Origin of the sequence: Heyndrickxia faecalis, from assembly GCF_040267745.1 — a bacterium.
GTDB classification, from domain to species: Bacteria; Bacillota; Bacilli; order Bacillales; family Bacillaceae_C; genus Weizmannia; species Weizmannia faecalis.
Genome location: NZ_CP158453.1, coordinates 876478 through 899665 on the forward strand (window position 1 = coordinate 876478; position 23188 = coordinate 899665).

Below are 23188 nucleotides of genomic sequence, written 5' to 3' on the forward strand. Positions count from 1 at the left end.
CGGGTTTTCCCGGTTTATCCCCAAATTTCCTTTGCGGTATCCACAATATATTTTACTTTGTCCCACTGCTGCTCTTCTGTTAAAAGATTGCCGTGGTGGGTGGAGGAGAAGCCGCACTGGGTGCTGATGCAAAGCTGTTCGAGCGGTACATGCCTGGATGCTTCCCGAATCCGGTTTTTGATCAGCACTTTATCTTCAAGCTCTCCCTTTTTCGATGTGAAAATGCCAAGCACGACTTTCGGCCCGCCTTCCGGAATGTATTTCAACGGTTCAAACCCGCCGGAACGCTCATCGTCGTATTCAAGGAAAAACCCGTCTACTTTTTCATTTGCAAAGATTTTCGGGGCAATTTTATCATACGGACCTTCAAAAGCCCATTTCGACTGGTAGTTGCCGCGGCACAGATGGGTTGTGATGGTCAGATCATCCGGCTTGCCTTCCAGTACGCTGTTTGCTACATGTAAAGCGAGATCAATCAATCTTTCCCTTTCGAGCTCACTGTCTGCAAACGGCAGTTTCGGTGCACACAGGCCGGCAAGATAAACATCATCCAGCTGCAAGTAGCGGCAGCCGGCATCATAAAAAGCTTTGATCGCATCCCGGTAAGTTTGGATAATATCATTTGCGTATTCTTCAAGATCCGGGTAAATGTCTTCATTGCGGATTCCGGCATTGAAAAACTGATTCGGGCTTGGAATAGTCATTTTCGCAACCGCCCTGTCCCCGGCGATTTCTTTCAGCGCAATAAAATCTTTTATGTGCGGATGGTCCGGGTTAAAGGAGACTTTTCCGGTTACCCGGACGTCATAAGCTTCCGTTTCGATGCCGACAAACCGGTATCCATGGTTCGGCACGTACCCTTTTACCCCGTTTAAATGTTCCATGAAATCCGTATGCCAGAATCTCCGCCGGAATTCTCCGTCCGTTACCGCTTCGAGGCCGGCTTCAATTTGTTTGCCGACCAGGCGGCGGATTTCTTCATTTTCAATTGCACGCAAGTCTTCGGCCGGGATGGTTCCCGCTGCAAATTTTTCCCGCGCTTCGTGCAACCGGGCCGGGCGCAAAAAGCTTCCGACAATGTCTGCCCTGTACGGCGCTTTTGTTAATGTTTTTGTCATCATGATTCCCTCTTTCTGCATATTTTTTAAAACAGCTGCTGTGCGCAGAAAGAAATTGCTTTTAGCTGCATGGGCCCATTAAAAAAACCTCTTCGGCAATAAGAAGAGGTATGGATTGCAAAACAGAACCGTCCGCTCTTCTTATCTTCAAGCAATTGCTTTCTGGAATTGGCACAGTTCTTTAAAAAAGACCGCTGCCGAGGCTTCAAAGGGCCAGTCCCTCCACCTCTCTGGATAAGAATTTTAAATATTATTTAGTTTAAATACACTTTAAATGTTCCACCCATTTTTGTCAAGGGCATTCGCAAAATTTTTTAAAATGGGACGGAAAGATTGAAATCAGGGGCGATGTGAAAATATAATAGTAATAAGAAAAACAAAGGAGGGATTTTATGGAGGCCATACAATCAAGGCCTGTATTCCAGAAAGTGCTTGGCGTCTTTGCCGTTTCACTGCTGTTTGCAACGGCGGGTTTATATACGGGGAGATTCATTCCGCCTGCGCTTATGATGCCGCTGATGGTTGCAGAAATTGCAATGGTCATCGCCGCTTTCTGGTTAAGAAGGAAAAAGAGCGTCGGGTATTTGTTCGTTTATGCTTTCACCTTTATTTCCGGTATTACGACATATCCGATTGTAGCTTATTATGCATCCCAGGCCGGTGCTGAGGTCGTCCTGCTCGCTTTTGGTTCCACGTTCGGCATTTTTGCCGTGATGGGCGTTATTGGGGCCGTTACCAAGAGGGATCTTGGCTTTTTAAGCACCGCATTGCTTGTCGCATTGTTGGCGCTGATCTTCATCGGAATATTCAGCATTTTCAGCCCGTTAACCTCAACCGGGATGCTCGCGTACTCCTTCATTGGCGCGATTGTTTTTTCCCTGTATGTTGTTTTTGACTTTAACCAAATGAAGCACCATGGCATTTCCGAGGAAATGGTCCCGCTTTTGGCTTTAAGCCTGTACCTTGATTTTATCAACCTGTTTATTTACATTTTGCAAATTCTCGGCATTTTGGGAAGCGACGATTGAGAAAAAAGAAAACGCCCGCCATTAACCGGCAGGCGTTTTCTTTTTCACATGTTGGATGTCAAACAAAACAATACGGTCTTTTTGCTCCCATTCGGGGATGCGCGCTTCCCATGCTGCCCGGACCATTTGTGCCAAATGCTGCTGCGCATCCGGCCCCATCAGCGATAAAAACAGCGCTTTCCGGTGGAGATGCTCTTTTCCATCGAGCGTCTGGATCGCATTTTCGCCAAACAACGTTTTTTGAATACGTTTCGGCACAGCCCCGTTTCGTTTGAATTTTTCCGGGTCATAAAACATTTTGACTGCTTCCTCGCCACTGATGCACACCGCTTTTTGCCCGAGCAGACGGGTTTCAAACAAAATTGCATGATAATCGTCCGTCCGGTTTTTAACGGCTTTCCGAAAGAAGTCTCCCATCCTCAAGGAATGTGAAGGTGCGAGTAGCACCAATGAGTAGGTGGGAGATGAATTTCGGTTGGCTTTAGCCAAAGTTATTTTTCCAATCCTTTTCTCAACAATTCTAAGATTGCGGCTGTTCTAGTTGGAATCCCATTTTCTTTTTGATATTGCTTCAATTTTTCTAATATCGTCTTAGGCATACGAATTTCTACACGTTCTTTCTCTTCTCTCATGATTATCACCTCATATTGATTGTACGGATTTTTTACGATATAATCAATATATACGAAATTTTTCCGCACAAAGTGAGGTGAATTGATATGGCCAAGCAAAACAAAGCTTTCAAGTTTCGTTTGTTACCAAACAAAGAACAATCCGCATTATTAGCTAAGACATTTGGTTGTGTTCGCTTTGTCTACAATAAGATGTTAGCTGAACGCAAAGAAACGTATGAAAAGTTCAAGGATGATAAAGAATTGCTTAAAAAGCAAAAGTTTCCGACTCCTGCAAAATATAAAAGTGAATTTCCATTCCTAAAAGAAGTGGATTCTTTAGCTTTGGCAAATGCACAAATGAACTTACAGACTGCTTATAAGAATTTCTTTGAAGGAAATGCGGATTTTCCAAAGTTCAAAAATCGTAAAGCAAAACAATCCTATACAACTAATATGGTCAACGGAAATATTAAGCTAGAAAATGGTCATATCAAACTGCCAAAAATCAAAAAGCCAATAAAAATGAAACAGCATAGAGAGATACCTGCTGATTATAAAATCAAATCTTGCACTATTTCTAAAACAAAGACAGGCAAGTACTACATTTCAATTTTGACAGAATATGAGAAAGATATTCGTCCAGTTAAAATACAGAAAGTTGTTGGTTTGGATTTTGCTATGGATGGTCTATATGTCGAGAGTGAACAGGGTAAGAAAGCCAATTACCCACGTTACTATCGGCAAGCCTTAGATAAATTAGCAAAAGCACAACGAATTCTTTCTCGAAGAAAGAAAGGTTCTGCACGTTGGAACAAGCAACGACTAGTAGTGGCTAAATTACATGAGAAAGTGGCGAACCAACGCATGAATTTTCTTCATCATAAGTCAAAAGAATTAGCTTCTAACTTTGATGCTGTCGTGATTGAGGACTTGAACATGAAAGGGATGTCTCAAGCCCTTCACTTTGGGAAAAGCGTTCATGATAACGGCTGGGGTATGTTCACTACTTTCTTAGCGTATAAGCTAAAAGAACAGGGGAAACAACTTGTGAAAATTGATAAGTGGTTTCCCTCCACTAAGAAGTGTTCATGTTGCGGCAAGGAAAAAGAAATGCCATTATCTGAACGTGTATATAAATGTTCTTGCGGCTTTGTATTAGATCGCGATCACAATTCAGCAATCAATATCAAAAATGAGGGATTACGCTTATTAGCGTTATCATAAGTAACAAAACTCTTGGAACAAGAGGGTTAGCTCGGTCAGTTTTCGTTGGCTAGTAAAAGCAACGATAAGTCGAGAAGCCCCCACTTCAATCAAACCGTAAGGTTGATAAGTGGTGGGTAGTTCACTGTAGAGATACCCTTCTTTCATCAAATCAATGGTATCATCAATCGTTTTTTCATTAGGAATTTGCCCAGCCATTGCTCTGCTCCTTTTTTCATGTGCCCGTTTTCCCCGGCTGCTTCCGGAAAAAACAGGGCACATCCTTTTTTTATCTTCTTACACTTTTTCATCTTCATTCAAACATTGCACGCAACATAATCGAAGTTTACCCGCAAGCCGGCGAAATTATGCCATGTTTCGGTTCACATCCAAACAGGGTATAAGGAAATAGAAATGCAAAAGGAGAGGGAAGAAAATGGCAAAGGAAATCAATGTGGGCATCGGATTTGCAACAGGAAGAAAAAGTTTTAAAAACGTTTTAAAAACGTATATGTATAACTTGAAGGAATCCGAACTGACGGAGAGCGACAGGATCAAGCTGCATTTGTTTGTTGCCTATGATTTGCACTACGAAAATGCAGAGCCTGAAGACTTTGTACATATTGAAACGGAATGCATGGAAGATATTGACCGGGCTTATTTCATCGGGGAGAAGGAGACGCGTAAAGCAACCGAAGAACTCGTATCCCAAATGGGCATGAGCAGAAAAGAAGCAGTCCTTTTGTTCGGCGAAGGATACGCGTCCAAACGCAATATCATCGTTTATGAGGCGTTGAAAAGAGGCATCGATTATCTCATTTTTCTTGATGATGACGAGTATCCGGTTGCCGTGACAAAAAGCAGGCAAACGGCTGTCTGGGGGGGCCAGCAAGTGCTCCGGAAGCATTTGGAACATATCCGGAATGCCGATATTACGAACGGATACCATTGCGGCTACATTTCCCCGATTCCGTTCATTTCTTTCAATGACGTCCTGCAAGAAAAAGATTTCCGCACGCTCATTGAGGCCTTGAGCAACGATATTGTCAATTGGGATACGATCAAAACCGTGATGAAAAACGGCGGGGTGACATATGCCGATACAGGTGTGCTTGTAAAGGATGAAGCGGAAGAAGTGCCGGAGATCAACCGTGCAAAATTTATTTCAGGATCGAATTTGACGCTGAATTTAACAGATCCGGACCGTGTGCTGCCGTTTTACAATCCGCCGAATGCACGGGGCGAGGATACTTTCTTAGGCACATGCCTGGCAGACCGGACCGTGCTGCGCGTGCCGGCCTATACTTTCCATGACGGATTCGGCGCTTACCAGCATTTGCTGCTCGGGGTGCTGCCGACCAATTTAAGCTATATTAAAGCGGATACGAAACAGGTCGTGGAGCGTTTTTACAAAGCATGTGTCGGCTGGATCCGGTACAAGCCGCTTTATGTGTATATCACCGACAGGGAAAACTATGAAGAAAAAATGGCGGAAGTGCGTGCCCGGCTGAAAGAGACGCTTCCGAAAGTTTGCCGCTACTTCGGACGGGATGACTTTATGAATGTACTGGAGGAATTCGAGCAGTACCACCACAACGTCAGACAGCATTACCGCGATTTTCAGGATACAAAAGCAGCCTGGAGGAAAATAACCGCGCAATTGGTTTCAAGAGAAAAAAGGGAAACAGCCATTTAAGCCGCTTTGGATGGAGCGGCTTTTTGCCGGTTGGAAAGGAAAAACCTGGCCGGATGGGGAAAGCCATAGGGGAGACCCCTTTCGCGCATAGCCGCCCATCCCGCAACGCTGGTGCAAATTGTCCACGGCCGCTTTTTGCACGGCCGGAGACCCGGGTGAAAATAATGGCCCCTTATGCATGATATTGCCGCTCTGTTGCCTGCTGCAAAAAGTCATCCTCATGCAAATTGGCGCCTGGTCCTGGGGAGGAATTTAAGTTCATTTATATAGCATCATGTTTATTTATTTGGTGTATGGGGTATAAGAATGGTATTCTTTTAGAGGCGGGGCCATCTTTCCCTGTCCTGGCTGATCTTCGGACAGGCCGCAAAAAACGCGGGCGGCCGCCGCTTCAACAGCCATCCTTTTATCATAATAGATGAGGTGTGGAGAAATGAGATCGATTGTAAATGAACAAGAAGAAATTATCGCATACCTTAAAAAAAATAGAAACAGCTTCGAACAGAAGTTATTAAATGAAGCTGTAAATGTTAAGGATAAAATTGATGAAATTTTAAGAATAGGGAACATTGATTTGTTGAACAATGCTTTTAAAATTGTGACGTATGTCGTCGAGCAGCAGGATGAGGAATTGGTCGCCTTTGCCCGCCAGGAAGGGATTGCCTGGGCAACTCATTCTTTGACGCTCGGACTGAAACTGGAGTGGGTGCAGGCGATCCGCCGGACATTATGGGTATTCCTTAGAAAGTACGGGGAAGAAAAAGGGATTGAAGTAGACCAGGACTACTTTTTTGACATGGAGAAAAAAATCAATGACCGTATTGACCAATTTTTAAATCACTTTTTTATCCGGTATTCTACCTATAAAGATGAGCTGATCGACCAGCAAAAAAGATTGGTGGAAAACCTCTCCGTCCCGATCATTCCAATTACATCGAGCGTCTGTATTTTGCCGTTAATCGGTTCTATTGACATGTTCCGCACCAATATTTTGGAAGAAAAAGTTTTGCTTGAGGTGGGGCGGCTGCATATCCAAACGTTGATCATGGATTTCTCCGGCATTGCAGAAGTAGAGATGGATGTAGTCGACCATATTTTTAAGATGATAGACGGCACTTCGATGATGGGATGCAAAGTGGTCATCACCGGCTTGCGCCCGGAAATTGTAAGGCAGATGGTGACAAGAGGCCTTTCCTTTGAAAATAAAGCAGAGACAAAAGTGACATTACAGCAGGCATTGAAAAAATATATTCAGTATGATGATTTAAACAAGGAAATTAAGCTGTATTAACAGTGATATTATAGAAACCATCAAAAAGGCCCCACACTTTTTCAGGCGGCAGGGCCTTTTTTTACGGCTGAAAACTTAAAGCGTCTAGGATCCGGTTACGGGCTTTGCGCCGGGCGCCCGCAATTTCCCGTAAATTCCGCCCGGGGGAAAATGCATCGCCTAATGGTCCGTTCCGCGGGAAAGGCAAGACCAGGCTACCCCGCGAAGCTTTTCCGGGCTGCTACAAGCTTTGTTCCCTTGCTTGGACGGCACGCGTTTCTTTTGTGCGGTGTTCCAGCCGGCTGAATAAAAGTCCGATGGCCGTTCCGCAAAGAGCTGGCACTACCCATTCAAGGCCGGCGGAGGCAAGCGGCAGTTTTTGGGCGAATGCCCCGATAAAGCCAAGCGGGACGCCGAATCCTTTCAGCCCTTCGATTAAAGCAAACACGCCTGTAAACAACAATGCAAAGCCGTATACTTTCTTCGAGCCGCAGAACGCCGTGTGGAAAAATGTCAGGACAACGAGCATGATCGTAACCGGATAAGCCATTTCCAAAAACGGGACAGAAAATTTTAAAATGGTATTGAGCCCGAGATTGGACAGCGTAAAGCCGGTAAGGGTAACGGCAATGACAACACCATGGTAGCTGAATTTCGGCACCAGATTGGAAAAATATTGTCCGCACGCTGTCGTTAAGCCGACGACGGTTGTAAAACAGGCCAGCATAAAGATAAAACCAAGCAGTATTTTTCCAGCCTGCCCGAATAGCAAGGAAGACACTGCCGTCAGGACATCGGTGCCATTTTGGAACGTGCCGCTTGAAGCCATTTTTGCGCCGATCAATCCGAGTGCGACATAGACGAGTGCCAAAATCGCGCCGGCAATCAACCCGGCTTTTAATGTATAGGCCGTCATTTGTTTCCGGTTAGCGATGCCGCGATGTTTGACCGCTGTTAAAATGACGATGCCAAACGCCAGGGAGGCGAGCGCATCCATCGTGGAGTATCCGTCAATAAAACCTTTATAGAAAGAACCGGTCTGGTATCCGGCTAGCGGCGCCGTAAACGGGCGGCCGGAGAGTTTGAAGAAACCGGCTGCGCAAAGGACGGCCATTGCCAGCAATAATACCGGTGTAATCCAGCGCCCGAGCGTATTTGACATTTTGTCAGGATTTAAACTAGTCAAATAGACGAGCAGGAAAAAGACGACGCTGAACAACAATAAAGAGACCGGCGAACTGTGGGCGGACCCGGAAAGAAACGGTTTAACCCCCATTTCATAAGCAACGTTTGCATTTCTCGGGATCGCCAAAAACGGCCCGATACATAAATAGACAATCACGGTAAATACCGTACTGAAGACCGGATGGACACGGTTCCCGATCGCCTGGATGCCGCCGTCTACAAACGAAACTGCGGCGATAACGAGCACCGGCAGCCCGACTCCCGTTACGATAAACCCTGCCATTGCCGGCCAGTAAGACGATCCTGACTGAATACCGAGAAAAGGAGGGAAAATTAAATTCCCGGCTCCGAAAAACATGGAAAACAACATAAAGCCGATAAACAATACTTCGTTTCTTTTCATCCGATGTCCGCTTCCTTTCGATGCAATAATGTAGAGAAAAACAAAAAACCCGCCCCTGAAACAGGGACGAGTTTGCTCGCGTTACCACCCTTATTCCGCACAGAAACGTGCGGCACCTCATTCAACGTACCAACATACGTGTTCCTTTCTTAACGGGGGAATCACCGTCAAAGCCTACTAAAAACTTCAGCTTTGCATCTCGGGGATGATCTTCGGAATGGCCTTGAACATTGGCTTTCAGCAATATGCCAACTCTCTGGGGAACAAGATCCAAACTTACTCTTCCCGTCCTCGACTTTTGTTTTTCATATTATTTGAAAACAAGATTATCACTGAACATTTCATCTGTCAACATCTCTTTCGGAAAATTTTTAACCCCGTGCCCGCGATCAAAATGGACAGAAGCCGCAAAATGATGCCGTTTTTGGATAAGTCAAAACCCGGCCAATACAAGCGTGAACTAAAAATAAGAACAGCCGAGCAGCAAGTAGAACCAGCTAAAAAATCAGGAGTCCATCCTGAGCAATTCAAAAAATGAAAAAAAGAAAAGTCAATAAAATCAATAATGAAAGCGTTTCCAAATAGATTTTCAAATCAAAATTGTCAAAAAAGTTGACAGAAAAGGGTTGACCTCGGCAATCAAAAGTCGTATGATTGACAACAATTAAAGAATATAAAAAATTTTTTCGGGCGGATATTTAAAGAACCGGATTTTCACCGGGCATAAGAAATACCCCGCAGGCAATAGAATGGGAGTGATGGAATGCGAAGTGACATGATCAAAAAAGGGATCGACCGTGCCCCGCACCGAAGCCTTTTATATGCAGCAGGGCTGAAAACGGAAGACTTCGACAAGCCTTTCATCGGGGTGTGCAATTCCTATATTGATATTATCCCGGGGCACAGACACCTCAATAAGTTTGCGGAAGTAGTAAAAGAGGCGATCAGGGAAGCGGGTGGTGTCCCGTTTGAATTTAATACGATCGGGGTGGATGACGGCATAGCGATGGGGCATATCGGCATGCGGTATTCGCTTCCGAGCCGCGAACTGATTGCCGACAGTGCCGAAACAGTCATCAACGCCCACTGGTTCGACGGGGTCTTTTACATTCCGAACTGTGACAAGATCACCCCTGGCATGTTGATGGCAGCCGTGAGGACAAATGTGCCGGCAGTCTTTGTTTCCGGGGGGCCAATGGAAGCCGGTATCGCGCCGGATGGAAAACAGTTGTCCCTTACATCGGTATTTGAAGGTGTCGGCGCCCATAAATCCGGAAAAATCAGTTATGAAGAGTTGAAAATGCTGGAAACGAGCGCCTGCCCGACATGCGGATCGTGTTCAGGCATGTTTACGGCAAACTCGATGAATTCATTAATGGAAATGCTTGGCCTGACGCCGCCCGGCAACGCCACCATCGTTGCCACGTCGGAGGAACGGCACCGCATTATCCGGGAAGCCGTCGGGCACTTAATGAACTGTATTAAAAACGATATCCGGCCGCGTGATATTGTCACAGAAGAAGCGATTGATGATGCCTTCGCGCTTGATATGGCAATGGGCGGTTCAACCAACACCGTACTACATACGCTGGCCATTGCCCGTGAAGCAGGAATTGACTACGATTTGGAACGGATTAACAAGGTGGCCGAAAGAGTCCCGTATCTGGCAAAAATTATGCCGGCGTCGGATTACTCGATGCATGACGTCCATCTTGCAGGCGGAATCAGCGCAATTGTCCATGAGCTTTGCAAGATTGAAGGGGCCATTCACCCCGGCCGGCTGACGATCACCGGCAAAAGCATCTATGAAAATGTGAAAAATGCGGAGATCCGCAATCCTGAAGTGATCAGGCCGAAAGAAAATCCTTACAGCCCGGTCGGCGGTTTGTCCATCCTGTATGGCAACATTGCCCCGGACGGCGCTGTTATCAAAGTGGGAGCGGTCGATCCGGATATTCATAACTTTACCGGGGAGGCCATTGTATTCGAGTCCCAGGAAGAGGCTCAAAAAGGGATTGACAGCGGCCTTGTCCGTGAAGGGCATGTCGTTGTGATCCGTTATGAAGGGCCAAAGGGCGGGCCGGGCATGCCGGAAATGCTCGCGCCAACATCCTCCATTATGGGCCGAGGGCTTGGCAAAACCGTTGCCTTGATTACGGACGGCAGATTTTCCGGCGCAACCCGCGGCATCTGCGTTGGCCATATTTCACCGGAAGCGGCGGAAGGCGGGCCGATCGCACTTGTTGAAAACGGCGACCGCATTACGATTGATTTAATCAACAGAAGGATTGAGCTCCATGTTCCAGATGAGGAATTGCAAAGAAGAAAACAAAATTGGGTGCAGCCGGAGCCGAAAATTACAAGCGGCTACCTAGCAAGATATTCCGCACTCGTGACTTCCGCGAATACAGGCGGGGTTTTGAAAATCGGATTACCGCAAAAAACGTTGACGGGGACAAAGTGATCGGATCAGGTATTTTTCAGAGAGCCGGGGATGCTGGGAGCCCGGTAAATACCCCGGTCACGACATCGCCTCTGAGTGCAAGTCTGAACGGTTCTGCCTACTAGGACTTGCCGGGTCGGCCGCATGAAGCGGAGGACCCGTTACCAAAAGCAGCATTTTTTAAACAATGCTGCATGAGGCGGCGTTTGTGAGAACGCCGTGAAGTTGGGTGGTACCATGAAAAGATGCCTTTTCATCCCTGCAAAACCGGCAAAAACGATTGTTCCTTTTGCCGTTTTCAAGGAGAGAAAGGCGTTTTTTATTGGGATAAATCAAGGAGCCTGCGCAAATCAGAATAGGAGGTTAAATCGTGTGTGCGAAAGCAAGAATGGATGGCAATGTGAAAACAGCAGAATGTACGGGTGCTGAGGCGCTTGTCCAGTTATTGGTGCGGGAAGGGGTCGACGTCATGTTCGGCTATCCGGGGGGTGCGGTTTTACCGATTTACGATGCCCTCTATAACCAGCCGGTCAGGCATATCCTGGCCCGGCATGAGCAGGGGGCCATTCACGCGGCAGAAGGTTATGCGCGCGTTAGCGGAAAACCGGGTGTCGTCATTGCGACTTCGGGCCCCGGGGCAACCAACCTGATCACCGGGATTGCCGATGCGATGATGGATTCGCTCCCGCTCGTCGTCTTTACCGGCCAGGTCGGCACTTCCGTCATCGGCTCGGACGCGTTCCAGGAAGCTGATGTCATCGGCATGACGGCCCCGATTACCAAGCACAATTACCAGGTAAGGGATTTGCGGGATTTGCCGCGGGTCGTCAAAGAAGCTTTTCATATTGCAAAATCCGGCCGGCCCGGACCGGTGGTGGTCGATATCCCGAAAGATATCCAGCAGGGCACGGTGGAAATGGGAGAAAGCCGGGAAGTATATCTGCCCGGTTACCAGCCGAATACAAGCCCGAATCCGCTCCAGATTAAAAAGCTTGTGGAAGCTGTCTCTTATACCGAAAAACCGGTCATATTGGCAGGAGCCGGAATCCTCCATGCGAAGGCGTCTGATCTTTTGCTCAAGTTTGCGGAAAAGTGCCAGATACCGGTCGTAAACACGCTGCTCGGCCTTGGCAGTTTTCCGTTCCGTCACCCGCTTTTTCTCGGCATGGGCGGTATGCATGGAACGTATGCGGCAAATATGGCCATTTGCGAATGCGATCTGCTCATTAATATCGGGGCCCGGTTTGATGACCGTCTGACAGGCAACTTAGCCCACTTTGCCCCGAATGCAATGGTTGTCCATATTGATATCGACCCGGCTGAAATCGGCAAAAATGTCGAAACCGATATCCCGATCGTGGCAGATGCAAAGGAAGCCTTGCAGAAGATTTGTTCGGAAGATTTGCAAAATGCCGGCACGGATGAATGGGTTCGCCATTTAAAAGAATACGCCGAAAAATTTCCGCTTTGGTACGAAGATGACGGTGAAGAATTGTCCCCGCAGCATGTCATTCAAAGAATCCATCATTACACAAACGGGGATGCGATCATTTCGACGGATGTCGGCCAGCACCAGATGTGGGCGGCACAGTATTACGGGTTTGAAAAGCCGCACAAGTGGATTACATCCGGCGGGCTCGGCACGATGGGATTCGGGTTTCCGGCGGCGATCGGCGCGCAAATCGCATATCCGGACCAACTGGTGGTTTCGATCAGCGGCGACGGCGGCTTCCAGATGACATTACAGGAACTTGCCGTTGTAAAAGAATTAAATCTGCCGCTCAAAATATTTATTGTGAATAACCAGTATCTCGGTATGGTTCGGCAGTGGCAGGAATCTTTCTACGAAGAACGCTATTCCTATTCGACGATCCCGGTGCAGCCCGACTTTGTCAAACTTGCAGAAAGCTACGGCATCAGAGGCTGCCGCGCAACGAACAATGAAGAACTCGACAAGGTGCTGAAAACTGTTTTCGAGGATGACGGGCCTGTCGTTGTCGACTGCCGCGTGAAAAGGCTTGAAGCGGTGTTCCCGATGGTCGCACCGGGCAAGGGGCTGCATGAAATGATGGGGGTGAAGCCATGAAGCGGATTGTTGTAGCCACTGTTTTAAACCAGAGCGGGGTGCTGAATAAAATTACCGGCGTCCTCGCAAAGCGGCAGTTTAATATTGACAGCATTACGGTCGGACGCACTGAAACGGAAGGTATCTCGCGCATGACCATTGTCGTCAATGTCGAAGACGATAGGCAGGCGGAGCAGCTGACAAAACAGCTGAACAAGCTGATCGATGTGATCAAGGTTCAGGACATCACAGGCCAGGCGATCGTCTCGCGGGAACTTGCCTTGATTAAAGTATTGAGCACACCGCAGACGAGAAGCGAAATTGGCGGGCTTGTCGAACCGTTCCGTGCCTCCATCATAGATGTCAGCAGGGAATCTGTCACCATCCAGGTAACCGGTGACAGCGACAAGGTGGAGGCACTCGTTGACCTGCTTAAACCGTACGGCATTAAAGAAATGGTTCGTACCGGGATGACCGCATTTCTGCGCGGTTCGCAAAAACAAGTAACCGATTTAAGCTCATACTCACTATTAAAATAAAAATCTTAAACTTAAAAGGAGAGAATGAAAAATGGCAAAAGTTTATCTTGACAAAGACATCAAAGAAGAAGCATTGAGAGGGAAAAAAATCGCCGTTGTCGGCTACGGCTCCCAGGGCCATGCCCATGCACAAAACCTCCGTGATAACGGTTTTGACGTAGTGGTCGGCGTCAGGCCGGGCCGGTCGTTTAACCGCGCGGAACAGGACGGATTTTCCGTTAAGCCTGTGAAGGAAGCCGCAAAAGAAGCGGATGTTATCATGATGCTTCTGCCGGATGAGCAGCAAACAAAAGTATACAAAGAAGAAGTGGAAGCAGGGCTCGAACCTGGCAATGCCATCGCATTTGCCCACGGATTCAACATCCATTTTACCCAAATTGTCCCACCGGAAAATGTCGATGTCTTTATGGTAGCGCCAAAAGGCCCTGGACATCTCGTCAGAAGGACATTTGAAGAAGGGGCAGGAGTGCCTGCGCTGATTGCCGTTCACCAGGATGTGACGGGGGAAGCAAAAGACCTGGCGTTTGCTTATGCAAAAGGAATCGGGGCTGCCCGGGCCGGCGTTTTGGAAACCACTTTCCAGGAAGAAACCGAAACGGACTTGTTCGGTGAGCAGGCTGTCCTGTGCGGCGGTTTGACCTCTTTAATCAAAGCCGGTTTTGAAACGTTAACGGAAGCAGGGTACCAGCCGGAACTCGCTTATTTTGAAGTGTGTCATGAGATGAAGCTGATCGTCGATTTGATCTATGAAGGAGGCCTGAAAAATATGCGCTATTCCATCTCCGATACGGCGCAATGGGGCGATTTCGTTTCTGGCCCGCGCGTTGTGAACGAAGATACGAAAAAGCGCATGAAAGAGGTTTTAAAAGATATCCAAAACGGCACATTCGCCAAAGGATGGCTGCTTGAAAACCAGACAAACCGCCCGATGTTCAATGCCATCAACACACGCGAGCAAAATCATCCGCTTGAAAAAGTCGGCGAAGAACTGCGCGATTTAATGCCTTTTGTCAAAAATCCGATTAAACAAAAGGAAGTGGCTGTGAATGCAAAAGGTTAATGTTTTTGACACGACATTGAGGGACGGGGAACAATCGGCAGGCGTCAACCTTAACACCGTGGAAAAAGTCGAAATTGCCAAACAGCTGGAAAAGCTTGGCGTGGATATCATGGAGGCGGGGTTTCCTGCCTCTTCAAAAGGGGATTTTGAAGCGGTTGAGACAATCGCAAAAACGGTCCGAAACAGTTCCGTTACCGGCCTGGCGAGGGCATACAAACAGGACATTGATGCAGCCTGGGATGCACTGAAACATTCCGCCGAGCCAAGGATCCATATTTTTCTGGCCACATCGCCGATCCATATGCAATACAAACTGCGAAAAACGCCGGATGAAGTGGCAGCCATCGCTGTTGAAGCCGTGAAATACGCGAAGCAAAAATTCCCGCTGGTACAATGGTCGGCAGAAGATGCGACGAGGTCGGATAAAGATTTTCTCGTCCGGATCATTACAGAAGTGATCAATGCCGGCGCAAATGTCATCAACCTGCCGGACACTGTTGGCTATACGACGCCGAAAGAATACGGTGCACTGTATGACTATATCCGGGAGCGCGTTCCGAATATTGATAAAGTCATTTTATCCGCCCATTGCCATGACGATCTCGGGATGGCGACGGCCAATACGCTTTCAGCCATTGAACACGGAGTCCAGCAAGTGGAAGGGACGATCAACGGCATCGGCGAACGGGCCGGCAATGTTGCCCTCGAAGAAGTGGCGGTCGCCCTTCACATCAGGCAGGATTATTACAAGAAGAAAACCCGCTTGAAATTGGATGAAATCAAACGCACAAGCCAATTGGTCAGCAAACTGACCGGGATGGTTGTACCAGGCAATAAAGCGGTTGTCGGCGCCAATGCTTTTGCCCATGAAGCCGGCATTCATCAGGACGGCGTGTTAAAAGAGGCTTCGACATATGAAATCATCACGCCGGAACTAGTTGGATTCTCAAGCAACCGGCTTGTGCTCGGAAAACATTCCGGCCGCCACGCTTTTAAAGAAAGAGCGGCAGCGCTCGGCTTTGATCTTGGGCAGGAAAAACTGAACGAAGCGTTTAAAGCTTTCAAAGCATTGACGGATAAGAAAAAAGAAGTGACCGATGACGATTTGTTCGCCATTTTAGCCGAAAAGCAAACCGATGCGGCAGATGCTGCCCATTATGAACTGGAAAGTGTGCAGGTGCAGTACGGCACATTGAATATTCCGACCGCCACAGTAAGAATCAAAACACCGGAAGGAACGCTTGTTGAAGAAGCCAGCACCGGATCGGGGAGCGTTGAGGCGATTTACCATACGATCAGCAAGCTGTTTGACGGCCCGATTGAGCTGAAAGACTATAAACTGCAGTCAGTCGGTTCCGGCCAGGATGCGCTTGCGGATGCATATGTCAAAGTGAAATTCGGGGAGTTTGAATGCGGCGGGCGCGGTTCTGCCCAAGACGTACTGGAAGCTTCCGCAAAATCATTTTTAAATGCAATCAACAGGGCGCACGCAATGGAACAGCAATCGAGAAAACAAGTACAGGTGTGATTTTCGGGGAGGAACGACAATGAAAATGAAACTGGCCGTACTGCCCGGTGATGGGATCGGGCCGGAAGTGATGGATGCAGCGATCCGCGTTTTAAAAACCGTATTGGACAATTACGGGCATCAAGCCGTTTTTGAAAATGCGCTGATCGGGGGCGCCGCTATTGATGAAGCGGGGACGCCCCTCCCGGAAGAAACGCTTGACATTTGCCGCAGGAGCGATGCCATTTTGCTTGGCGCAGTAGGGGGGCCGAAATGGGATCATAACCCGGCTTCCCTCCGCCCGGAAAAAGGCCTGCTCGGAATCCGGAAAGAAATGGGGCTGTTTGCGAACCTGCGCCCGGTTAAAGCATATGCCACGCTTTTAAATGCATCGCCTTTAAAACGGGAACGGGTGGAAAACGTCGATCTTGTTATCGTCCGCGAACTGACGGGTGGCCTCTATTTTGGGCGCCCGAGTGAAAGGCGCGGGCCGGACGGGAATGAAGTGGTAGACACGCTTGCCTATACAAGGGAAGAGATTGAGAGAATTATTGAAAAAGCATTCCAGCTTGCGCAAATCAGAAGAAAAAAACTGGCGTCCGTCGATAAGGCGAATGTGCTGGAATCAAGCAGAATGTGGCGCGAAATTGCGGAGGAAACCGCGAAAAAGTATCCGGATGTGGAAGTAAGCCATATGCTTGTCGACTCCACCTCGATGCAGCTGATTGCAAATCCGGGCCAATTTGATGTCATTGTAACTGAGAATATGTTCGGTGATATTTTAAGCGATGAAGCGTCCGTGATTACCGGCAGTCTCGGCATGCTTCCATCCGCAAGCCTCCGTTCCGACCGGTTCGGCATGTATGAACCGGTCCACGGCTCAGCGCCGGATATCGCCGGGCAGGGAAAAGCCAATCCGCTCGGGACAGTGCTGTCGGCGGCTTTGATGCTCCGTTATTCGTTCGGACTTGAGAAAGAAGCGGCGGCGATTGAAAAAGCGGTGGATGATGTGCTGCAAGACGGTTATTGTACAGGTGATTTGCAGGTGAAAAACGGAAAAGTGGTCAGCACAAATGAGCTCACAGACAAACTGATTGAAAAATTAAATAACAGTGAAGCCCGTCCACGCATTTTGCAATGAGCGTATTTTTCAACAGAAAATAAGTGGCTGTTTACGGCGGTCCACGCGTTTTCCGGGATGGAAAAACAGTGCAGTTTTTAATCACAGGAAGAGGCAAAACGGAGATTGATCTAAAAAAACGAAAAGCGGCAGATGGGAGTGATACGATGGCACCGAAAACGATTATCGAAAAAATATGGGAAAACCATTTGGTCCACCGCGAAGAAGGGAAACCGGACCTGCTCTATATTGACCTGCACCTTGTCCATGAGGTTACGTCCCCGCAGGCGTTTGAGGGGTTACGGATGAATGGCCGTAAAGTGCGGAGGCCGGATTTAACATTCGCCACCGTTGACCATAATGTTGCGACAACAAAGGGCAGGGTTTCAAAAGACCCGGTCTCGAAAAAACAAATGTCCACTTTGGAGAAAAATTGCCAGGAATTCGGCATCCCGCTTGCTGGCATCAACCATCCAGACCAGGGGATTGTTCATGTGATCGGACCGGAACTGGGACTCACCCAGCCCGGGAAAACGATCGTATGCGGCGACAGCCACACGTCCACGCACGGTGCATTCGGCGCCATTGCTTTCGGAATCGGCACGAGTGAAGTGGAACACGTGCTGGCAACCCAAACATTATGGCAAAAGCGCCCGAAAACGATGCAAATCAAAATTAACGGCAAACTTGGGCCAGGCGTGACGGCTAAAGATTTAATCCTTGCCATCATTGCAAAATTCGGGATTGGCGTCGGCACCGGCCATATTGTCGAATACACCGGTGAAGCGATCCGCAATTTGTCCATGGAAGAGCGGATGACCGTTTGCAATATGTCGATTGAAGCAGGGGCCAGGGCGGGGTTGATCAGCCCGGATGAAACGACCATTTCCTTTTTGCGCGGAAGGAAATATGCGCCGAAGGAAGATTTTGAAGAAAAAGCAGCATACTGGCTCTCGCTGGCATCAGACGAAGGCGCCGTCTATGACAAAACGCTTGAAATGGACGCAGCAGAAATTGAGCCGCAGGTTACATGGGGTACAAATCCATCCATGTGCCTCCCCATCAGTGAAACATTGCCGGATCCGGCTAAAATCAACGATCCAGGCGAACGGCAGGCGGTTGAAAAAGCGTTGCAATACATGGGCCTTGAACCGGGGACGAAAATCACAGACATCCCTGTCCAGCATGTATTTATCGGCTCGTGCACGAACTCGCGAATTGCCGATTTACGGGCTGCAGCGGAAATTGTAAAAGGCCGGCATGTAAGAGAAGGGGTCCGGGCCCTCATTGTTCCGGGGTCGCAAAGCGTGAAAGCAGAGGCGGAAGAAGAAGGGCTGGACAAAATATTTACGCAAGCCGGGTTTGAATGGCGCGAGTCGGGCTGCAGCATGTGCCTTGCCATGAATGATGATATTGTCCCGGCTGGAGAACGATGCGCCTCCACATCGAACCGCAACTTCGAAGGCCGGCAAGGAACAGGCGCCAGAACGCATCTTGTCAGCCCGGCGATGGCAGCCGCCGCCGCCATTTATGGCAAATTTGTCGATGTCCGGAAGCTCGGCCAGCCTGAGCCGGTCCGCTAAATGGCGGCATGCCGTGCTGCTTCTTTTGCAGCAGGCAGCAGAAGAAAATTCATTCATCTATACGAAGAGAGGGGGCAAAAGCAAATGGAGCCATTTCAAACTTTTTCAGGGCTCGTATTCCCATTGGACAGGAAAAATGTCGATACCGACCAGATCATTCCGAAACAGTTTTTGAAAAGGATTGAGCGCCAAGGGTTCGGAGAATGCTTGTTTTACAACTGGCGCTTCGATGAAAACGGAAATAAAAGGGAAGATTTTCCTTTAAATGACCCGAAATACGAGGGTGCGCAGATTTTAGTGGCAGGCGACAACTTCGGATGCGGCTCTTCACGGGAGCACGCGCCTTGGGCATTACAGGATTACGGCTTTAAAGTGGTTATCGCACCAAGTTTTGCCGATATTTTCCATAATAACTGTCTGAAAAACGGAATTTTAACCGTAGAGCTGCCGGAAGAAGAAGTGCACGATTTGATTGACAAGGCACAGAGAGAACGGCTCTTTTTAACGGTTGATCTTGAAAAACAAGTGGTATTAACGGGAGAAAAGGCCATCCACTTTGACATTGATCCGTATCCGAAGAATATGCTGTTAAAGGGACTGGATGAAATCGGGCTGACATTATTGCTTGAAGATGAAATTTCAAAATTTGAAGCGTCTGAAAACGCAGGAGTGTGACGAGAACAATGGGGATTTCTTACAAACGAAAGACATTGTAGCAGCATTTGAAAATTTATTGCCGGTCGTGCACCGGACGCCGTTGAACGAATCGGCGACATTTAATGAAATGGCAGGGACAAGGCTTTACTTTAAAATGGAAAACCTGCAGCGCACAGGGTCTTTTAAAATCAGGGGTGCACTGAATAAGATTACGAACTTAACAGGGGATGCGAGAAAAAACGGCGTGATTGCGGCATCTGCGGGCAATCATGCGCAAGGTGTTGCGTTTTCAGCAACGAAACAGGGGTTGAAGGCAAAAATATATATGCCGGAAAAAACGCCGCTTGCCAAAGTGTTGGCAACAAAGGCGTATGGTGCGGAAGTCGTGCTGACCGGCGAATCTTTTCAGGAAGCGTATGAAGCGGCTGTGTTGGACCAGCAAATCACAGGGGCAACGTTTATTCACCCGTTTGACGATTATGAAGTGATGGCCGGCCAGGGAACGATCGCTCTCGAAATGATCCAGCAATGCGCGGATCTTGATACGGTTGTGATTCCGGTCGGGGGCGGCGGCTTAATTGCCGGCATGGCCTGTCTCCTGAAAAATTATGATCCGAAAATCCGCGTCATCGGCGTGCAGTCCGAAGGGGCGCCTGCCGCCTATAATCGCTTTAAAGGGATGGGCAACAGCCAGCTCGAACATGTTTCGGGCATCGCGGACGGTATTCTTGTAAAAGAGACCGGCCAGCTGACATTTCCATTAATCAGCAAGTATGTGGATGATGTCGTGACAGTAAGCGATGAAGACATTGCCACTGCCATCATTTATATGCTTGAACGCGAAAAAATGTTTGTCGAGGGGGCAGGAGCGGCGGCATTCGCGGCTGTATTAAGCGGCAAAGCTGGCGTTTCAGGAAAGCACGTCGGCATTGTTGTAAGCGGCGGAAATGCGGATCTGGATAAAATTTCTCACTTCAAACGGCTGGCTACGGCTGGCAAAAAAAAACATAGGGTTGTTTCGCTTTAGAACCGGGCACCAGACCGGGGCATGCCGGGCGTTGTCACTAGGCTGTGCCCCGGGGCGCCTTTTCTTTGTGCAGGCCGAAAAGGGAGAAAACGATACAAAAAAACAGCATCCTTTGTTACACTGATGTAGGAAAGAGGTGAAGAGATGATTCAAACGGTATTATTTGATGTGGACGGCGTATTGCTGAGCGAGGAACGTTATTTTGACGCATCCGGCTTAACCGTCTGGGAATTGATACATAGTGGCCATTATTTAGGGCTCGCACCGGAACAATTTAAAACAACCTTAACAGATGAGGAAATCAGGCGCATCCGGGCTGATGTTTTTCAACATGATGAAGTGCTGCGGTTTTTAAAATCGCGCGGGATGAACGCGAACTGGGATATGATTTATTTAACGTTCACCTGCCAGCTTTTACACTTGCTTTCCCAAATAAAGGAAAAGGAAGCGGGCCGGATCCGTGGCTGGCTGGCAAGTGAAATCGGTGATGTAACACTTCATGAAATGCGCGAGGTACTTGCACATTATCCGGTTGAAACCGACTATAGCATCTTTTTAAACTGGTTTGCAAAGAGGCCTGAAACGAAACAGGATTTATTGAAAGTGTTGGATCAGCTTGCTTATGAAATCTTCGGGCTTACAGATACGCAGCTTGGTAAAAAAGGCGCGCTCTGGTCGGTGTGCGAGCATGCTTCTCAGGAATGGTATGTCGGCGACCAAAATATTGTGGCATCTACCGGGAAGCCGAGCGTGCAAACGGGAAAAAAAGGGTTTCTCGATGAGGAGATTCCGCTTGCTGAACCGGAAAAAATCGGTGCCTTGTTTTCCTTTTTAGCAGAGAAAGGGCTGAAACTTGGTGTCGGCACGGGAAGGCCGCAGCTTGAAACGTACGGGCCGTTCCGGGCGCTTGGCTGGCTGCCGTTGTTTCATGAGGAGCATATTGTAACGGCGGACGACGTTTTAAAGGCGGAAGAGGAGCTTGGCGGCCATACGCCGCTTGCAAAGCCGAACCCTTTTACCTACCTGCTTGCTTTAAAGGGGAAAAACACGCCCGCCCGCGACTGTACGGAATGCAGCCTCCCGCTTGAAAACGGGCAGGAAATCCTGATTGTCGGGGACTCGCTTGCAGACCTGCTTGCTGCGCAAAAAATAGGCGCCCAATTTGCCGGCATTTTAACCGGCTTGTCCGGAAAAGAAGCAAAAGCCGAATTTGAAGAACACGGGGCAGATTATATTTTTGAAAATGTGGCAGACCTCAAAAACATATTTTTGTAGAGCTGGGGCATGCGAAGGCATGCCTCTTTTTCGCAGGACATTCCGCTACGTGAAAAATGGCATTTTTTGAAAAGAAAATTTTTGTAGGGAAATCTAACATGATCATTTTATTAATATAGTGTAATTTTGCCAGTTCCTCCATAAAAATGAAGATAAAAGTTTGAAAAAAATATTTTTAAATAAAATTAAAACTAACGTAATATTTTAACATCATAAAAAAAGGAGCGGAAATCTAGATGGATAAGCCGGCATTTGACGGAAATCATTGAAGACGGAAACTAAAACAGAAACGGCGATTGTAACAGCTTTTAATTCGGAATATTTCAAGGAGTGGAAAAGATGAAGCAAGCAACTAAAGATTATGTCATTGATAGGGCGTATAAAGCATCTGCCGGGGTAGCAAACGCTGTGCTCGTGACTTTGGGTCTGGGACTTTTGTTTGAAACGTTTGGGAAATTCCTCGGCTGGGACGGCTTTTTGGCCATCGGGGCAGCAACGAAATCGCTGTTGGCACCGGCCATCGGCGCAGGCGTTGCATACCAGCTTGGCGGCAATACATTGGTCATTTTCAGTTCGATGGCTTGTGCGGCAGTCGGCGGAAACGCGATCGGCACAACCCAGGACGGCTTGATTACGATTGTTACCGGACAACCTGTAAGTGCTGTGCTGGCTGCAGTTGTCGCAACGTGGGTCGGAAAACGCGTAACTGGCAAAACAAAGCTCGATATGATGGCAATTCCGTTTGCCGCGATTCTTGTTGGCGGTGTTGCCGGCGTTGGCCTTGCTGCTGTCACCACGCCGTTTTTGCAATGGCTGAGCGGTGAAATTACGGCGTCTGTACAGGGTTCGCCGCTTTTCGGCTCAATGGTTGTATCGCTCGTCTGGAGCATCCTGCTCATGTCACCTGCTTCTTCGGCCGCGCTTGCCATTGCGCTGCAGCTTGATCCGGTATCCAGCGCAGCCGCACTGATCGGCTGTACGGTCCAGTTTGTCGGTTTTACGGCAATGTCGCTGAAACAAAATGACTGGGGCGGCAATATTGCACAGTCATTGATTACGCCGAAAGTCCAGTTTCCGAATTTGGTGAAAAATCCGCGCCTTGTCATTCCACCGTTTGTTTCGTCGCTCATTTGTGCGCCAGTTGCAACGATGATGTTCCATTTGAAGGTGCCGTATGAACTCGGCGGGCTTGGCCTGAATTCTTTAATTGCACCGCTTAATATTCTCGCAAATCAGGGAATGCGCGTGCTGCTTGCTTATATTGCGGCAGGTGTGATTTTACCCATTTTTACAACGCTCGGCATCTATCATTTCCTCAAATTGTTCGGCTGGGCAAAAACCGGAGACCTCAGGATGGAAGTCCAATAAAAACCGGGTTGTACAAGCCTCATTTTG

At 48.1% G+C, this 23188-nt stretch carries 20 protein-coding genes, 1 riboswitch and 1 other annotated feature; of the genes, 15 read left to right on the forward strand and 5 right to left on the reverse strand.

The genetic code is table 11. From position 1 onward, the window contains the following. Positions 1-14: 14 nt before the first annotated feature. On the reverse strand, positions 15-1118 hold the full coding sequence (locus ABR335_RS03985) for a 5-methyltetrahydropteroyltriglutamate--homocysteine S-methyltransferase (protein WP_061575744.1): 1104 nt from the start codon (positions 1116-1118) through the stop codon (positions 15-17). Between the two features lie 138 nt (positions 1119-1256). Further along, positions 1257-1359: riboswitch (SAM riboswitch) on the reverse strand. 151 nt (positions 1360-1510) lie between these two features. On the opposite strand from ABR335_RS03985, the gene ABR335_RS03990 reads away from it, so the two are divergent. Further along, the gene (locus ABR335_RS03990; RefSeq protein WP_017550131.1) at positions 1511-2146 is read left to right on the forward strand and encodes a Bax inhibitor-1/YccA family protein; all 636 of its coding nucleotides are present in this window, start codon (positions 1511-1513) and stop codon (positions 2144-2146) included. A 21-nt stretch (positions 2147-2167) separates the two neighbouring features. Here the strand turns inward: ABR335_RS03990 and ABR335_RS03995 are convergent, their stop codons facing one another. Beyond that, the gene (locus tag ABR335_RS03995; protein WP_017550132.1) at positions 2168-2563 is read right to left on the reverse strand and encodes a hypothetical protein; all 396 of its coding nucleotides are present in this window, start codon (positions 2561-2563) and stop codon (positions 2168-2170) included. A gap of 74 nt (positions 2564-2637) precedes the next feature. After that, positions 2638-2778: a hypothetical protein gene (locus ABR335_RS04000; protein ID WP_013858507.1), complete on the reverse strand. Its 141-nt coding sequence runs from the start codon at positions 2776-2778 to the stop codon at positions 2638-2640. Between the two features lie 87 nt (positions 2779-2865). Here ABR335_RS04000 and ABR335_RS04005 point away from each other — a divergent pair, with 87 nt between their 5' ends. After that, positions 2866-3984, forward strand: a complete 1119-nt coding sequence (locus ABR335_RS04005; protein WP_014095882.1) for an RNA-guided endonuclease InsQ/TnpB family protein — start codon at positions 2866-2868, stop codon at positions 3982-3984. On the opposite strand, the gene ABR335_RS04010 is transcribed toward ABR335_RS04005, so the two are convergent. Further along, positions 3979-4182, reverse strand: a complete 204-nt coding sequence (locus ABR335_RS04010; protein WP_026684372.1) for a hypothetical protein — start codon at positions 4180-4182, stop codon at positions 3979-3981. The two genes, ABR335_RS04005 and ABR335_RS04010, sit on opposite strands and share 6 nt — an antisense overlap. Before the next feature lie 217 nt (positions 4183-4399). Here ABR335_RS04010 and ABR335_RS04015 point away from each other — a divergent pair, with 217 nt between their 5' ends. Both ABR335_RS04015 and ABR335_RS04020 read left to right on the forward strand, forming a co-directional pair. Continuing rightward, positions 4400-5659, forward strand: coding sequence for a hypothetical protein (locus tag ABR335_RS04015; RefSeq protein ID WP_315958694.1), 1260 nt, complete (start codon positions 4400-4402; stop codon positions 5657-5659). Between the two features lie 433 nt (positions 5660-6092). Continuing rightward, on the forward strand, positions 6093-6950 hold the full coding sequence (locus tag ABR335_RS04020; protein WP_035183809.1) for an STAS domain-containing protein: 858 nt from the start codon (positions 6093-6095) through the stop codon (positions 6948-6950). A gap of 220 nt (positions 6951-7170) precedes the next feature. Here the strand turns inward: ABR335_RS04020 and brnQ are convergent, their stop codons facing one another. After that, positions 7171-8517, reverse strand: a complete 1347-nt coding sequence (brnQ, locus tag ABR335_RS04025) for a branched-chain amino acid transport system II carrier protein (RefSeq protein ID WP_061565519.1) — start codon at positions 8515-8517, stop codon at positions 7171-7173. 59 nt (positions 8518-8576) lie between these two features. Then, positions 8577-8818, reverse strand: a binding site (T-box leader). Positions 8819-9280: 462 nt separating this feature from the next. Between brnQ and ilvD the strand changes: the two genes are divergently transcribed. From ilvD to ABR335_RS04080, 11 genes are all read left to right on the forward strand, one after another. After that, positions 9281-10981 carry a dihydroxy-acid dehydratase gene (gene ilvD, locus ABR335_RS04030; RefSeq protein WP_350346596.1) on the forward strand — a complete coding sequence of 567 codons (1701 nt, stop codon included), beginning with the start codon at positions 9281-9283 and terminating at the stop codon, positions 10979-10981. 349 nt (positions 10982-11330) lie between these two features. Continuing rightward, on the forward strand, positions 11331-13046 hold the full coding sequence (gene ilvB, locus ABR335_RS04035; RefSeq protein WP_350346597.1) for an acetolactate synthase large subunit: 1716 nt from the start codon (positions 11331-11333) through the stop codon (positions 13044-13046). Continuing rightward, the gene (ilvN, locus tag ABR335_RS04040) at positions 13043-13564 is read left to right on the forward strand and encodes an acetolactate synthase small subunit (protein ID WP_013860312.1); all 522 of its coding nucleotides are present in this window, start codon (positions 13043-13045) and stop codon (positions 13562-13564) included. The genes ilvB and ilvN overlap by 4 nt, the downstream gene beginning before the upstream one ends. Before the next feature lie 31 nt (positions 13565-13595). Further along, positions 13596-14624 carry a ketol-acid reductoisomerase gene (gene ilvC / locus ABR335_RS04045; RefSeq protein ID WP_014097315.1) on the forward strand — a complete coding sequence of 343 codons (1029 nt, stop codon included), beginning with the start codon at positions 13596-13598 and terminating at the stop codon, positions 14622-14624. After that, positions 14611-16152, forward strand: a complete 1542-nt coding sequence (locus ABR335_RS04050; protein ID WP_350346598.1) for a 2-isopropylmalate synthase — start codon at positions 14611-14613, stop codon at positions 16150-16152. Before ilvC ends, ABR335_RS04050 begins: the two co-directional genes overlap by 14 nt. A 19-nt stretch (positions 16153-16171) precedes the next feature. Beyond that, positions 16172-17272 (forward strand): 3-isopropylmalate dehydrogenase, encoded by a 1101-nt coding sequence (leuB, locus tag ABR335_RS04055; RefSeq protein WP_350346599.1) that lies wholly within the window; start codon positions 16172-16174, stop codon positions 17270-17272. Between the two features lie 146 nt (positions 17273-17418). Beyond that, the gene (gene leuC, locus ABR335_RS04060) at positions 17419-18834 is read left to right on the forward strand and encodes a 3-isopropylmalate dehydratase large subunit (protein WP_350346721.1); all 1416 of its coding nucleotides are present in this window, start codon (positions 17419-17421) and stop codon (positions 18832-18834) included. An 84-nt stretch (positions 18835-18918) separates the two neighbouring features. Further along, entirely contained in the window at positions 18919-19509 is a 591-nt protein-coding gene (gene leuD, locus ABR335_RS04065) for a 3-isopropylmalate dehydratase small subunit (protein ID WP_260832067.1), read from the forward strand. Continuing rightward, entirely contained in the window at positions 19466-20518 is a 1053-nt protein-coding gene (gene ilvA, locus ABR335_RS04070) for a threonine ammonia-lyase (RefSeq protein WP_251460287.1), read from the forward strand. The genes leuD and ilvA overlap by 44 nt, the downstream gene beginning before the upstream one ends. A gap of 144 nt (positions 20519-20662) precedes the next feature. Next, positions 20663-21793 carry an HAD family hydrolase gene (locus tag ABR335_RS04075; RefSeq protein ID WP_014097321.1) on the forward strand — a complete coding sequence of 377 codons (1131 nt, stop codon included), beginning with the start codon at positions 20663-20665 and terminating at the stop codon, positions 21791-21793. A gap of 339 nt (positions 21794-22132) precedes the next feature. Continuing rightward, complete coding sequence (locus ABR335_RS04080; protein WP_350346600.1) at positions 22133-23161, forward strand: PTS transporter subunit IIC; 1029 nt, start codon at positions 22133-22135, stop codon at positions 23159-23161. Positions 23162-23188: the final 27 nt, after the last annotated feature.

Coding starts and splice junctions, on each gene's coding strand:
- ilvN (WP_013860312.1), top strand. CDS start 13,043: ATGAAGCGGATTGTTGTAGCCACTGTTTTAAACCAGAGCGGGGTGCTG.
- ABR335_RS03995 (WP_017550132.1), bottom strand. CDS start 2,563: ATGGGAGACTTCTTTCGGAAAGCCGTTAAAAACCGGACGGACGATTAT.
- ABR335_RS04000 (WP_013858507.1), bottom strand. CDS start 2,778: ATGAGAGAAGAGAAAGAACGTGTAGAAATTCGTATGCCTAAGACGATA.
- leuD (WP_260832067.1), top strand. CDS start 18,919: ATGGAGCCATTTCAAACTTTTTCAGGGCTCGTATTCCCATTGGACAGG.
- ilvD (WP_350346596.1), top strand. CDS start 9,281: ATGCGAAGTGACATGATCAAAAAAGGGATCGACCGTGCCCCGCACCGA.
- ilvA (WP_251460287.1), top strand. CDS start 19,466: ATGAAATTTCAAAATTTGAAGCGTCTGAAAACGCAGGAGTGTGACGAG.
- brnQ (WP_061565519.1), bottom strand. CDS start 8,517: ATGAAAAGAAACGAAGTATTGTTTATCGGCTTTATGTTGTTTTCCATG.
- ABR335_RS04010 (WP_026684372.1), bottom strand. CDS start 4,182: ATGGCTGGGCAAATTCCTAATGAAAAAACGATTGATGATACCATTGAT.
- ABR335_RS04020 (WP_035183809.1), top strand. CDS start 6,093: ATGAGATCGATTGTAAATGAACAAGAAGAAATTATCGCATACCTTAAA.
- ABR335_RS03990 (WP_017550131.1), top strand. CDS start 1,511: ATGGAGGCCATACAATCAAGGCCTGTATTCCAGAAAGTGCTTGGCGTC.
- leuB (WP_350346599.1), top strand. CDS start 16,172: ATGAAAATGAAACTGGCCGTACTGCCCGGTGATGGGATCGGGCCGGAA.
- ABR335_RS04050 (WP_350346598.1), top strand. CDS start 14,611: ATGCAAAAGGTTAATGTTTTTGACACGACATTGAGGGACGGGGAACAA.
- ABR335_RS04015 (WP_315958694.1), top strand. CDS start 4,400: ATGGCAAAGGAAATCAATGTGGGCATCGGATTTGCAACAGGAAGAAAA.
- ABR335_RS04080 (WP_350346600.1), top strand. CDS start 22,133: ATGAAGCAAGCAACTAAAGATTATGTCATTGATAGGGCGTATAAAGCA.
- ABR335_RS04005 (WP_014095882.1), top strand. CDS start 2,866: ATGGCCAAGCAAAACAAAGCTTTCAAGTTTCGTTTGTTACCAAACAAA.
- ilvC (WP_014097315.1), top strand. CDS start 13,596: ATGGCAAAAGTTTATCTTGACAAAGACATCAAAGAAGAAGCATTGAGA.
- leuC (WP_350346721.1), top strand. CDS start 17,419: ATGGCACCGAAAACGATTATCGAAAAAATATGGGAAAACCATTTGGTC.
- ABR335_RS04075 (WP_014097321.1), top strand. CDS start 20,663: ATGATTCAAACGGTATTATTTGATGTGGACGGCGTATTGCTGAGCGAG.
- ABR335_RS03985 (WP_061575744.1), bottom strand. CDS start 1,118: ATGACAAAAACATTAACAAAAGCGCCGTACAGGGCAGACATTGTCGGA.